Source organism: Marinobacter koreensis, assembly GCF_023156285.1.
Classification (GTDB): domain Bacteria; phylum Pseudomonadota; class Gammaproteobacteria; order Pseudomonadales; family Oleiphilaceae; genus Marinobacter; species Marinobacter koreensis.
Genome location: NZ_JAKZAJ010000002.1, coordinates 324,665 through 338,590 on the forward strand (window position 1 = coordinate 324,665; position 13,926 = coordinate 338,590).

The 13,926-nt window shown below is 59.1% G+C and carries 9 protein-coding genes; 4 read left to right on the forward strand and 5 right to left on the reverse strand.

Annotated elements, in window-relative coordinates:
- Positions 1-99 precede the first annotated feature (99 nt).
- On the forward strand, positions 100-1,905 hold the full coding sequence (locus MLD04_RS06570; protein ID WP_248155959.1) for an ATP-binding protein: 1,806 nt from the start codon (positions 100-102) through the stop codon (positions 1,903-1,905).
- Positions 1,877-4,705 (forward strand): PAS domain-containing protein, encoded by a 2,829-nt coding sequence (locus MLD04_RS06575; protein WP_248155961.1) that lies wholly within the window; start codon positions 1,877-1,879, stop codon positions 4,703-4,705. The genes MLD04_RS06570 and MLD04_RS06575 overlap by 29 nt, the downstream gene beginning before the upstream one ends.
- Before the next feature lie 69 nt (positions 4,706-4,774).
- Here the strand turns inward: MLD04_RS06575 and acnA are convergent, their stop codons facing one another.
- Together acnA and MLD04_RS06585 are read right to left on the reverse strand one after the other, a co-directional pair.
- Positions 4,775-7,534, reverse strand: a complete 2,760-nt coding sequence (acnA, locus tag MLD04_RS06580; RefSeq protein WP_248155963.1) for an aconitate hydratase AcnA — start codon at positions 7,532-7,534, stop codon at positions 4,775-4,777.
- 228 nt (positions 7,535-7,762) lie between these two features.
- Complete coding sequence (locus MLD04_RS06585) at positions 7,763-9,283, reverse strand: methyl-accepting chemotaxis protein (protein WP_248155965.1); 1,521 nt, start codon at positions 9,281-9,283, stop codon at positions 7,763-7,765.
- A 252-nt stretch (positions 9,284-9,535) separates the two neighbouring features.
- Between MLD04_RS06585 and MLD04_RS06590 the strand changes: the two genes are divergently transcribed.
- Positions 9,536-10,987 carry a tetratricopeptide repeat protein gene (locus MLD04_RS06590; protein WP_248155967.1) on the forward strand — a complete coding sequence of 484 codons (1,452 nt, stop codon included), beginning with the start codon at positions 9,536-9,538 and terminating at the stop codon, positions 10,985-10,987.
- Positions 10,988-11,025: 38 nt separating this feature from the next.
- On the opposite strand, the gene MLD04_RS06595 is transcribed toward MLD04_RS06590, so the two are convergent.
- The gene (locus MLD04_RS06595) at positions 11,026-12,471 is read right to left on the reverse strand and encodes a rhomboid family intramembrane serine protease (RefSeq protein ID WP_248155969.1); all 1,446 of its coding nucleotides are present in this window, start codon (positions 12,469-12,471) and stop codon (positions 11,026-11,028) included.
- A 255-nt stretch (positions 12,472-12,726) separates the two neighbouring features.
- On the opposite strand from MLD04_RS06595, the gene MLD04_RS06600 reads away from it, so the two are divergent.
- Positions 12,727-13,167 (forward strand): OmpA family protein, encoded by a 441-nt coding sequence (locus MLD04_RS06600; RefSeq protein WP_248155971.1) that lies wholly within the window; start codon positions 12,727-12,729, stop codon positions 13,165-13,167.
- A 48-nt stretch (positions 13,168-13,215) separates the two neighbouring features.
- On the opposite strand, the gene MLD04_RS06605 is transcribed toward MLD04_RS06600, so the two are convergent.
- Both MLD04_RS06605 and MLD04_RS06610 read right to left on the reverse strand, forming a co-directional pair.
- Complete coding sequence (locus MLD04_RS06605; RefSeq protein ID WP_008939771.1) at positions 13,216-13,620, reverse strand: MAPEG family protein; 405 nt, start codon at positions 13,618-13,620, stop codon at positions 13,216-13,218.
- A gap of 2 nt (positions 13,621-13,622) precedes the next feature.
- On the reverse strand, positions 13,623-13,865 hold the full coding sequence (locus tag MLD04_RS06610; protein WP_008939772.1) for a GlsB/YeaQ/YmgE family stress response membrane protein: 243 nt from the start codon (positions 13,863-13,865) through the stop codon (positions 13,623-13,625).
- Positions 13,866-13,926: the final 61 nt, after the last annotated feature.

A 13,926-nucleotide genomic window follows, 5' to 3' on the forward strand; every position in this document is an offset into this window, starting at 1 on the left:
CACAATCTCCACGAGAACCGGATGTTCCCGACACAAAAAATCCACTAATCTTCGGTCTATAAAATCACGTTTCGCTGACCGACACTATTATCCTGAGGAATGAATTTGAAAAATCTCTCTCTGGGGAACCGGATTGTACTGATCACGATTGCCAGCAGCGTTCTGTCAGCGGCATTGCTCCTGGTGATCGCCTACCACCAACTGGTCGGTGATTTCGAAAAAGTACTGACGGATCGCCAAAAGCTCGAAACCCGTTCCTACGCGCTCCAGGTTGATCAGGATCTGCAAAAGCGCCTGAATGCGTTGGGAACATTTGCAGGGAAGCTTAGCAATGGCCAGAGCCTGGTGTCCCTGTCCCAAATCAAACGTTCGTTTGAGCGCCAGCAGAAACTGGCCATGCTTTTTCCGACAGGCCTGGTCGTCTTTGATGCCCGCGGCGTCGTCATTGCCGAAAATGTCCAGGTACCGGGCCGAGTCGGTACCTCCTATGCCGATCGCCGACACATACAGCGGGCCATCAGAACGCACGAACCGGCCATCAGTCATCCGATCATCGGTCGCAAAACGGGTCTACCATTGTTGTCGTTTGTGTATCCGATCGAAGGGGACAATGGCCGCTTGCTGGGTTTGGTGGGCGGCATTCTCAGCCTGGCCACCTCGGGAATTCTCCCGCATCCGGAACTGGCGAACGACAGCGTGCTGTTCAACGTCCTCGACACCCAGAACTTCACCCAGGTGGATTCCCTGAGGCCGGGCAAACCGATGCCGGATCTACCGCCCCCCGGCGAGGATCCATTGATCGACGCTGCGCTCTCAGGCATACCCAGCGGTGTTGTTCAGCGGCCAGACGGTGAACGCTGGATTTACGCCTCCCGGCATCTGGACCGGATTGGCTGGGTGCTGCTTAGGGCCGTCCCATACACACAAGCCATTGCGCCGGCCCGAACGTCCTTTATGCTGTATCTCGCTATCAGCCTGATTGCGCTGGTTCTGATCATCATCGTGGTGATCGCTCTCTCACGGGCGGCTACCCGCCCTCTGGAAAGCATGTCGAGGCGCATACGGCGGATGATGAAACATCCCTCAGACAGGATTCGATTGCGAGAGACCGGACCTCCGGAAGTCCGGAATCTGGCCCGTGCATTTAACCAGTTAATGGCTGAGCGTGAGGCTCTGGATGCGCTGAAAGATCAATTTGTCTCGACCGTCAGCCACGAGCTGCGTACACCGCTGACCTCCATTGGCGGCTCGCTGAAATTGCTTGATGCCGGCGCTACCGGTCCACTGCCCCCGAAGGCAGGAAAGCTCGTGGCGATGGCGCTTCGAAACAGTGAACAACTGCAGATGTTGATTTCCGACCTTCTGGATTTCAACAAAGCCGCGCAGGGTCAGCTGGTGGTCACGCCAGAGATCGTCAAGCTTGCCAGCGCCATGGAGGCTGCCTGTCGTGGCAACCGGACCACGGCGGCAACCCGGGGTGTTCAGCTCACCTACAAAGAAGACAGCGACCTCTGCGTCCGTGCCGACCCCTACCGCCTGCGGCAGATTCTCGACAACTACATCAGCAATGCCATTAAATTCTCCCCCCAGGGGGGCTGCGTGACAGTCTCTGCTGATACGGTCGATGACAACCGGGTTCGGCTAACGGTGTCAGACCAGGGCGAAGGCGTGCCGGAGCACTTCGTGCCGCGACTCTTCCAGCGTTTCTCCCAGGCCGAGTCACACACGGACAGGGCACGCGCAGGCACCGGTCTTGGCCTGGCGATCTGCCGGGAGCTGGCCACCCTGATGGAAGGCGAGGTAGGCTACTATTTCGACGGGGGCGCCCATTTCTGGGTCGAATTCCCCCTGATGCAACCGACAAGGGAGAACGACCGTGCAAACGCCTCCTTTGCCACCCAATGAAGCCGAGCGTCTCCGGGCGCTGGAGCAGACCCGATTGCTGGATACCGCAACGGAGGATCGCTTTGATCGGCTCACCCGCATCGCGCGTCGCCTGTTCGACGTCCCCATTGCATTGATTACCCTCGTGGACCACGACCGGCAATGGTTCAAGTCCTGCCAGGGGCTTACAACGCCGGAAACCCCTCGCGCCATTTCATTCTGCGGCCACGCCATCCTCCATTCCGAGCTTTTCGTCGTGAACGACGCAGGCGAGGATGAGCGCTTCCGCGACAATCCGCTGGTGACTTGCGAACCCCACATCCGCTTCTACGCCGGCGCACCTTTACACTCGGACGACGGCTACCGGCTGGGTACGCTCTGCGTCATTGACCGGAAACCGCGGGAGTTTGACCGGGAACAACGAATGCTGCTGCGGGATCTGGCCAAGAACGCGGAACGTGAAATCAGCCTGCGCCAGAGCGCCGAAACCTATCAACGACTGCGCCAGAGTGAGCGGCGGGCACGGGCCGCCATCGAGGGAACCCGTGTCGGTACCTGGCAATGGAACATCCAGACCGGAGAGACCGTATTCAACGAACGCTGGGCCGAAATCTGTGGTTACACCCTGTCCGAGCTGGAGCCGGTGGACATCCAGACCTGGCTCAATCTGGCGCACCCGGACGACCTGGAAGAATCCGAGGCACGACTGAACGCTCATTTTGAAGGCGCGACCGACGAGTATGACTGTCGATGCCGAATGCGCCACAAGAATGGGCAATGGGTCTGGGTGCATGACAGAGGCCGCGTATTCGAATGGACCGCGGACGGCTCGCCGTTGATGATGTATGGCACCCACGCGGACATCACAGAGGAGATGCAGACTCTCCAGAGGATGGAACAGCAGAATCGAGCCCTGGGCATTCTCAATGATCTGGCCATCAACTCCGACGGATCTCTCAACGCCCGGGTCAACCGCGCCCTGACAAAAGCGAGAGAATTTCTCGAGCTACCGATTGCGATCGTCAGCGAAATCAATGGTGATGCCTACACCATACGGTGGCTTGAAGCGCCCGATGCGCCGGACATCACACCGGGGATCACACTCCCCGTGTCCCAGACATTCTGTTCCCTCCTGCTTGAGCACGGCAACCACCTGGCTATCGAGCACATGGGCAACTCCAGGTTCCGGCACCATGACTGCTACCGGCTGCAGGGTCTGGAAAGCTATATTGCCGCACCAATCCTGGTGGGAGGGCAGCTCTACGGCACATTGAATCTTTCATCGGCCGAACCCCATGGAAAGCCCTTTACGGAAACCGAAATCACATTCGTGACCCTGCTCGCCAAATGGCTCGCGAGTCAGATTGAGCCCCACATGACGTCACGGATCCTCAGCAAACTGGCCGAGCAGGCACCCGGCGTACTCTACCAGTACCGGCAGTGGCCGGATGGTCATTCATCGTTCCCATTCGCAAGCACCGGCATGACCGACATCTACGATGTCACGCCTGAGCAGGTTGTCTCAGACGCATCTGTCGTCTTTGATCAGATACATCCGGACGACCTGCCCAAGGTAAGCCAGACCATCCAACACTCCGGCGAGGCACTGGAGATCTGGCAGTGCCAGTACCGGGTCCGACATGGCGAGGACTGGAAGTGGGTGGAAGGCCGGGCAAGCCCCGAGCGCCTGCCGGACGACAGCATCATGTGGCACGGCTATATCGTCGACATTGACGACAAGAAGCGGACGCAACTGCAGCTTCAGGAGAGCGAAGAACAACTGCGCCGACTGTTCGAGCTCTCGCCTATCGGCATTGCCCTGACCGATTACCAGTCTGGCGAAGGCCTCGCCGTCAACGAGGCCTTGCTGCGCCCGACTGGCTACAACCGAGAGTCCTTCCTGGCACTGAGGCTTGAGGATCTCATCCCTGAGGATTTTGACACCCTGCAGACAGAAGCACTTGAGGCGCTGAGAACAACAGGACGTTTTGGCCCATTCGAGCGCAACATCGCCCGGGCTGACACCTCGACATTTCCAGCGCGGGTTCAGGGCCTTCTGATTCATAATTCGTCGGGCCGCTCACTGATCTGGACCCTGGTCGAAGATATTTCGGAACGCCGGAAAGTGGAGCAGATGAAGAACGACTTCATTGCCACGATCAGCCACGAACTGCGAACACCGCTGACCTCCATCGCCGGCTCTCTCGGCCTCATTGCCGGTGGGGCGCTTGGCCACTTACCGGACAAGGTCAATCGTATGATCGCCATTGCAGCCAGGAACAGCGATCAGCTACGGCTGCTGATCAATGATCTTCTCGACATGGACAAGTTGGTGTCCGGGCAAATGTCGATGACATTGGCTGATCATCCGGCCGGGCCGCTGCTTGAGCGGGTGATTGAACAATTGCACACATATTCAGTGGAACGGGGAGTGGAAGTGCGCCTGCATCAGGAACCTTCCGTGCTTATATACACCGACGCCTTCCGCCTGCAGCAGGCCCTGAACAATCTGCTGTCCAATGCAATCAAGTTTTCGCCGCAAGGCGGCATCGTTGATGTGTTACAAAGTCAGCATGACGGGAAACTTCGGATCCATGTGCGGGACCAGGGTCCGGGGGTACCTGAAGACTTCCAGCCACGTCTGTTTGAGAAATTCGCGCAGGCACACAGTCCCGATAGCCAGAGCCGGGGAGGTACAGGCCTTGGGCTGGCCATCACTCGTGAAATCATGAGTCAGCTGGGTGGGCAGGTCGGTTTCCAGGCGGAACCAGGTGAAGGCACGGTGTTCTGGCTGGAGGTACCACTGGCAGTCCCTGCCTGACACTCGTCAGAGACAAAAAGAAAGGGGCGCCTCACGGCGCCCCTTTCACTGCTTAGGCGGCCTCACCGTTCAGGCGGATTTCAGCATTTCACGCACCACATAATGCAGGATGCCGCCATGCTTGAAGTACACCGCCTCGTTGGCCGTATCGATCCGTGACTTGAGCTCACAGTTTTCCGTGGAACCGTCCTTGTAGGTCACGGTCATCGTCAGGGTCTGTCCCGGCTTGATCTCGCCGGAAAGCCCCTCGATGGAAATGGTTTCCTCTCCCGTGAGTTTCAGGCTCTTGCGGTCAGTCCCCTCGGGGAACTGCAGGGGCATCACCCCCATGCCGATCAGGTTGGAACGGTGAATCCGCTCGTAGGATTCGGCCACCACGGCTTTCACACCGAGCAGCCGGGTGCCCTTGGCCGCCCAGTCACGGCTCGAACCGGTGCCGTACTCCTTGCCGGCAATCACCACCAGCGGTGTGCCCTGCTCCTGGTACTTCATCGCGGCGTCGTAGATCGGCAACTGCTCGCCCGTGGGTACAAATTTTGTGTACCCGCCTTCCACGCCGTCGAGCATCTCGTTCCGGATACGGACGTTGGCGAACGTACCGCGCATCATCACCTCATGGTTACCGCGACGGGAACCGTATGAGTTGAAGTCCTTCGGCTGGACACCATGCTCCTGCAAATACTTGCCCGCAGGAGTATCCGGCTTGAAGGAACCGGCCGGGGAAATATGATCGGTGGTCACCGAGTCCCCCAGCAGGGCCAGGATGTTGGCGTCCCGGATGTCCTCTATGGGGTCCGGCTCTTCGCCCATACCTTCGAAGAACGGAGGATGCTGGATGTAGGTGGACTTGTCCGACCATTCATACACCTTGCTCTCCGGGACCTTGATGGATTTCCAGGTCTCGTCCCCCTCAAAGACCTCGCCGTATTCCGTGCGGAACATGTCGGTTTTAACCTTCTCGACCGCCTCGGCAATCTCCTGCTGGCTCGGCCAGAGATCCTTCAGATAGACCGGGTTACCGTCACTGTCTTTGCCCAGCGGATCTTTGGTCAGGTTCAACCGGACGTTACCGGCCAGTGCATAGGCCACCACCAGCGGGGGCGACGCCAGCCAGTTGGTTTTCACCAACGGATGCACACGGCCTTCGAAGTTCCGGTTACCGGAGAGCACTGAGGCCACGGTCAGATCACCGTCGTTGATGGCCTTCTCCACCTCATCCGGCAGGGGGCCGGAGTTACCGATACAGGTGGTGCAGCCGTAGCCAACCAGGTTGAAGCCAAGCTTGTTCAGATCATCCTGCAGTCCGGCGACCTTGAGGTAATCCGTCACAACCTTGGACCCGGGAGCCAGCGAGGTTTTCACCCACGGCTTGGTACTGAGCCCCTTCTCTACCGCCTTCCTGGCGATCAGGCCGGCGGCCATCATCACACTGGGGTTGGAGGTATTGGTACAGGAGGTAATCGCGGCGATCACCACCGCACCCGGATCCAGACGGAACTTCTCGCCATTCATTTCCACCTGCTGGCTGGCGTGATGCTCGTAGCTGTCCTCCACGCCAACGGCGGTCTGGCCACCCTCGGATTCGAGATTGCTCTCGCGGGTCTCGCCCGCACCTTCGGCGGTTTCCATCAACAGCTCGAAGGAGGCCTTCATATTCTTCAGGGCCACACGGTCCTGAGGGCGCTTCGGCCCGGCAAGGCTCGCCTCGACATCACCCATGTCGAGCTCCAGCGTATCGGTATACATCGGCTCGTGACCCGGCTCACGCCAGAGGCCCTGGGCTTTGGCATAGGCTTCCACCAGTTCGATCTGATCCTCGTCGCGTCCGGTCAGGCGCATGTAGGTCAGTGTCTGGTCATCGACCGGGAAGAAACCGCAGGTGGCACCATACTCTGGCGCCATGTTGGAGATGGTCGCCCGGTCCGCCACCGGCATGTCCTTCAGGCCGTCACCATAGAACTCGACGAACTTGCCGACCACACCTTTCTTACGCAGCATCTCGGTAACAGTGAGCACCAGATCCGTGGCAGTGATGCCTTCGCGGAGCTTGCCGGTGATCTTGAACCCGACAACCTCCGGAATCAGCATCGAGACCGGCTGGCCCAGCATGGCAGCTTCCGCCTCGATACCGCCAACGCCCCAGCCCAGAATACCGAGGCCGTTGATCATCGTGGTGTGGGAATCGGTGCCCACCAGGGTATCGGGATAGGCAACGGTCTTGCCATCCACCTCTTTCTGCCACACGGTCTTGCCCAGATACTCAAGGTTCACCTGGTGGCAGATACCGGTACCCGGCGGCACAACCCGGAAATTGTCGAAGGCCTGCTGGCCCCAACGGAGGAATTCGTAGCGTTCCTGGTTGCGTTCCATCTCAATGGCCACGTTATCCTTGAAGGCCGATGGATCGCCAAACTTGTCGACCATCACCGAGTGGTCGATCACCAGATCCACGGGTGACAGCGGATTGATCAGGGAGGGATCCTTGCCCGCCTTGTTAACGGCTTCTCGCATGGCCGCGAGGTCAACGACCCCGGGCACCCCGGTAAAATCCTGCATGAGAACCCGCGCCGGGCGGTACTGGATCTCGGTGTCGGAGTGACGTTGCTTCAGCCATTCGACCATGGCATCGATGTGGGAACGATCGACCGTGGTCCCGTCCTCGTTACGCAGGAGGTTTTCCAGCAGGACTTTCAGGGAGAATGGCAACCGGTTCAGGTCACCGAGGGATTCGGACGCTTTCGGCAGACTGAAGTAGTGGAACGTTTTACCACTGGCTTCCAGTGTGGAGAGCGTATTCAGGCTGTCTTTGCCTAGACTGTCGTTCGACATGTGGTGCCTCCTTTTCGTCGTGATCCGAGCATTCCGGAAGGCTGTCCGGGAATCTTTTCATCAGCCCTGATGTGCCTGTTGCCCGGGAATTGAAGGCAGACTGATGGAAAGACTCCGGAAAGTGAAGTCACCTATAACTATTGCACCGATTAACCAGAGTTCAACCGTGGGCCGGTGAATACCGGGCATTCGTCCGCTGAATACCCGGCACGTCCCTTGCCCGAAGAATCAGGCGGTCCGATAATCCCGGACCAGGGACTCGACATCCAGAATGGTACTCTCGAGGCGCTCGGCCATGGTTCGGGTCGCCTCCGCTTCCCCGACAATGTCCGAGTTGCGGCTGGCCACCAGCTGCACACTCTCGCTGATCTGCGACGATGCGACGGCCTGCTGTTCCGACGCCGAGGCAATCTGCTCATTCATGCCGTTGACGTCGGCAATGGCGGCCTCGATCCTGGCGATGGCCTCCACTGTCTGCCGGATGGACCGGGTGGTTTCAGAGGAACGGGTCAACCCCATATCAATGGCCGCCAGGGCCGCCTCGGCGGAGTCACTGAGCTCGTCAACGGTTGATCCGATTTCCTGGGTGAACTCCTGCGTCCGTCTGGAAAGATTTCGCACTTCGTCGGCCACAACGGCAAATCCCCGCCCGTGTTCGCCGGCCCGTGCTGCTTCAATAGCAGCGTTGAGGGCCAGAAGATTGGTCTGGTCCGAGATTTCATTGATCGACGCCACGAAACTCTGGATGGATCCGACTTTTTCCACCAGGCGTTCAACAGTGCTGGAGGCATCCCCCAGAGTGCCATGGGTGGCTTCCGTCAGCTCTACCGCATGGTCTGCCGTGGTGCGCCCCTCAGAGGCCGCCTCCGACGCTCGACCGGCGGCTTCTGCAGCCAATTGGGCGTTATGGGCCACCTCCTGGATGGTGGCGGCCATCTGATTGGTCGCCGCGGCGGCCTGATCGGTCTGCCCGTGCTGCTCCCGGATAATGCCGCTGGTTTTTTCGCTCACGGACGTCAGGTCCGCCGAACTCGTTCTCAGATGAGTGGCCAGATGCCGGACTTTCTCAATCAGCTCCCCAAACTGGGACATCATATCGTTGAAATGCAATGCAGTATGGCTTCCGCCCTCGTGATCCAGGCGGCCTGTCAGATCCTTGCTGTCACCAAACGTCCGAACCACAGAAATGATCTGCAAGGCTTCCCGACGCTCGGCGGCCATGCGGATCGCAAAGAAAATCAGGACACTCGATTCGAACACGACAAATCCGGCATGCAAAAATGCCATGCCGAACGTGGCATTGTGATTGAAAAGCATTAACGGCATACCGAGGAACTGCGCGCCAGATTGCTGCAAGGCCGTCAGGATCAAGTGGTGCGCCGCGATCACGCCGGCGGCGGTGACAATCGGCAACCAGTCCCGGTAGGTAATCACGAGCGCCAGCGCCGCAAAAATGTGGAAGTGCATCTCGATCTGACCCAGGCGTGCCTGGATCATAACGGCCGAAAAAGCCATCAGGCAGGCGGCAAAGATCGCCGAACAGGCCCGACTGCCCTGCAAAACCATCCAGGCGCCGACGGCGATGATGCCAATCAGGACGGAGGCCCCGAGTGCAAATCCGCCCGTATCGTGACCAAGCGGCACGATAAAGCCGACGAATGGCACATGGGCAAGCAGGATATAAAGCAGGTATCGGTCACTGGCAAGACGATCCTGCAAGGCAAAGGAGAGAGTTCGAGACCCGGACATTCAGCAATTCCTCATGTTAACCAGCGCGGATTATCGACGTCCCTGCATCACCGGCATATAGGTGCATTTCGCAATCGTTTAACCACGTATTCATACGCGACAGGTCTGGCCCGGATCATCCTTTGTTGTAACAAAAAGTAAGGTTTTCACCGGGAGCGTTCCGGGCTGTTAACCACGTAGCTGCGCGATGCCTCCTCATCTGTCATCATGAACGATCTGTTAACTTCTGAAGGACCAGGACGCGAGCCCACCGTGAAGCACGATTGCCATTACCACCCCGGAGATCCTGCCAAATGGCATTGCCAGACCTGCCAGATCCACTACTGCAGCCGCTGCATGCCGGACGCCGACAACCGGAACCGCAAGGCCTTTTGCCCGCACTGTAATCAGGCCATGCGCTATCTTGGCGCTTCCACCGAAGTGGTGCCCTTCTGGAACCGGGTCGGCGCGTTTTTTCGCTACCCCTTCCACACCGACCCGCTGATGGTGATCGCCATCTGCACCCTGGTGCCGGTGATCGCTCCGGCGAATCTGATCGGGCTGATCATCTGGATTGTCCTGGCAGTGGCGCTGTTCAAATACACCTATGCAGTGATCAGCCATACCGCCGAAGGCCATCTCAAGCCCCCACCGGTCTCCGTGGCCTTTACCGGCAGTGGTTTCGACATCGTGTTTCTGCAATTGCTGGTGTTTGCCCTGATGGGGGGACTGGTGAGTGCATCGGCCATGCTTGGCGGACCGATCCTGATGATGCTGGCACTGGCATTCGTTGTACTCGCCCTGCCGGCCAGCATCATGGTGCTGGCCATGGAGCACTCCGTCGGTGCTGCCGTGAACCCGTTCAACCTGGCATCACTGATTTCCCGAATCGGAACACCCTATTTCCTGCTGTACGGTTACCTGATCCTGGTCACACTGGCCTCTGGCGCCGCCCAGGATCTGGCCCTCACCCATTTCCCGCGCTGGTTGTCCCAGCCGCTGACCGGCTTTCTGAACAGTACCTTTACCCTGATCCTGTTCCACATGCTGGGCTATCTGCTGTTCCAGTATCAGGAGGAGCTGGGTTTTGCGGCGGACGTGCAGGAGTCTTCGGCGGCCGAACCCTCCGCAAAAGACCGAAGCCTGCGCTTCGATGCCGACCTTGATATGAACCTGAAGGACGGCAACTACGACCGGGCACAGTCGATGCTCAAGGAGGCCTTGAAGCGGGATTCACAGAACGCCCTGCGGATCGGTCAGCTGTACCATCTGGTCATGGCCCGACGGGACATCCAGGAACTGTACCGCTACCATCCGCGCATACTCGGCTGGCTGGCCGATCGGAACGATGGCGAGGCCATTGCCGAAGCCATCAGCCTATTGCAGGAAGCCGAACCGGCGTTCCGACTGGACGATCCCGAGCTGGCGGTGCGCTGTGCCCGTGCACTGTATCTACGGGGAGAATACAAGCCGGCCTTGCGCCTGCTTCAGGACTTCCACAAACGCTTCCCGGAGAGCGATCAGCTCGCACCGGCCTATCTGTTGGCCGCGCAGGCGCTCGCCAATGGGCTGGGACAGTGGGAGAAGGCTTCTGCCTTCCTGACGTTTGTGCAGAAGCGTTGTGCGGGGCATCCGCTTCACGGGCAGGTCGACACCTACCTGGAGCAGGCCAGGCAGAAACAGCCGCTGAAAGGTCCGAAGGCCACCTTCGCGGTCTCCGAATAACGCCGTTCCCTGAGGATGGTCGGCGTCAGGCCGGGGGCTCAACCGCCCTGCAACTGACGGTAATGCCGTGCCTTCGGCTCCATCTGGAGCTTTTCAAACTCCTGGATGAGCAGGCGGCAGGCCTCATCGGCGAGCAGAGTGTTTCCGGTGGCGCGCAGGCGTTCGAACGCTTTCTCGGCCAGGCTCAGGTCCTGCCTTTTCAAACTGGCGAAGAGCACCCGGTTATGGTCTTCCGCGTCCAGTGGCTGGAAACTTTCCCCTTTGCTCAGGTACTCGCGCCACACCTCGGTCATCCGCTCCGTTTGCTGGCGGCTCTGGGTCTCGTTCATCAACTCGCGCGCCCGCTCCCGATAGGCAGGCAAGTCCGGGCGCAGCTTGGCGAGCTGGTACAGATGCTCCAGAAGGATCGGACGGTCCGGGTAGTGTTCCCGCAGCGCCTGGAACTGCTTCTCGGCCAGCTTGAATTCCATTCTGCCCAGGCTCGCCATGGCCTGGCCGTAGCTGGTCGCGAACCGGTTATCAATGACGTCCTCTTCCGGCTCGAAGAAGGTTTCCTGCACCTGCAGCCACGACCGGCCAAAGGCCCAGACAAGCGCTGCACCCGCAGCCAGCCCTCCCACATGGGCCATGTAAGCGACACCGGTGGCACCGGCAAACCAGTAGTCATAGATTTCCTTACCTAGCCAGACCGGCAACATGGCCAGCGCCGGTGCACGGAAGTAGTTGAAATACACACCCAGGAAATAGAAAAAGCGGATCTTCTGCAGCCCGTATATGGCCACATACATCCCCATCAGGCCCGAAATTGACCCCGACGCTCCCACCAGTGGCGTGCCACTACCGGCAGAAACCGCGGCAAACACCAGCCCGGACAGCGCACCACAGAGCAGATACGACAGCAGAAAGCGTCCCGGCCCCAGGGCCTTCTCCACCGTAAAACCCAGCAGAAACAGAAAGATCAGGTTACCGATGATGTGGCCCCAGCCTCCGTGGAGAAACTGGTAGGAAATGAGGGTATACAGCTTGATGTCCGCAGGCACCAGTCCCATCTGGCGGGCACTGAGGCGGCTGATAAAGTCCTGCTCGATCTCTTCCCGGTGCTGCTGCCAGTAGGCCTGATCGCGTGGTGCCCAGAGCACGTCCTGATTGTCTCGGAGGTACTGGTAGAAGGGCCGGTCCATCATCAGCGTGACCGCCACCCATTCCTCGGCGTTCTGCTCTTGCAGGGAACGGAAGTCCTGGAGTTCCTGAACGCGGTCCTGCTCGCCATCAAACCGGATCCTGCGCTGCAGATAGTCCTCATAGACGGGCGCTTCCAACCGTTGCAGGTCGGCATCGAGGTAGGCATCGACGGCGTTCTGAAGTTTCTGTCTGTCTTCGCCCTGGTAGAAAACGAACACCAGGAAGCAGAGCAGCATCAATGTGAGGGTTGCCCAGGGAGGGCGTTTCCAGTCAACAGCCTTTTCGGCGGGAATAATCAGCATGGGTGGCCACAATTCATCACAATCGGTCCCTGATAGGCCCCTGTTTTACCACAGCGCTGACTGTTTTTCGCGTTCAAATACAGGCTATGGGGATGGCCGTCACAAGACAGTCACAGAAATGACATTCAATCGGTACCTGTCAGGGAAGGCACCAATGTCTTATCGACCATTCGCCTATTGCCGTTATTCCCGCCACGACGAATAGTAAGCGGGAATAACAAGAACAACCGGATATTGAGATCAAGGATACTGCACATGACCGTACTTGTTTTAGACACCCCGGAACTGCTCGCGAAGGCCGCAGTGGCCTCTGGTTTCATGTCGGCGATGGCCAGCTCTCCGGATCACAGGCCCCACCGCCTCAAATTCCACTTCGGTTTCAATCGTCACGCGCCCGGTTCCGAGGATCTGGCGATGATTCGACAGCACGCCGCGTACCTCCGGCAATATCCCGGACTGAAGGTCCGGATTCACGGACACTCCGACAATTTCGGTGGGGAGGACTACAACCGGTTTCTGTCCCGTTTGCGGGCGCACTCGGTCGCGAAGCTTCTGATGCAGGAAGGCGTGGCGGAAAACCAGATTCTTCTGGCTCACTGGGGCTCTACCCGGCCGCTGGCGCGTCCCGAGGACCATGCTGCCAATCGACGGGTCGAACTCGAGTACCTGAGCCAGGACATGGCTCAGGCCCTCTAGAAACGGTCTCAACGGGACGGGGGAGCACTCTCCCGTCCGGGCGGCCGATCAGCCGCCGTATACCTGCCAGACGTTCCAGAGTAGCAACAGCGCCGCCACCAGAATCGACAGCCAGGTCAGCAGGATGCCAATCATGCGGGCCTTGTGGGGACCACCCCGGCCGTTAATCATGCCAAATGCGTGCAGAATCCGGCCAACAACGAGCGCCATACCGGTCCAGTAGATCAACGCGCCGGACACACCGTTCAACTCGGCAAATCCGAGCATCAGCAGGCCCAGGGGAGCATACTCTACCAGATTGGCGTGGGCCCGGACGGCGGCCTCAAAATCCTGGTCGTCGTTCACGCCCAGGCCCTTGCGGTACTTCAGCCGATACTTCACCACCTGGCCGGAAAGCACCAGCAACAACAGGCCGAGGACAGCCGCGAATACTCCAGTGACGGGTACGATCATGTTCAGCCCTTTTTGATTTTATTCACTATCGCCAGAAGCAGCACTGCCCCGACGGTGGCAGTGACCAGACGCCCAAGTGCGCCATGGGCCGAGAGCTGAAACAGGCCGAACAGAAAGCCGCCGATCATCGAGCCCACGATCCCGATGCCGATGTTCGCCAGGACGCCAAATCCACGTCCCTTCATGATCAGACCGGCGAGCCAGCCTGCCACACCGCCAATAATCAGAAACAGAATCAGGTTCATTGTTTGCCTCTCCCTGAGGATGATTCACATTACATGAGGACCCCGCAAAGACTGCCCTGTT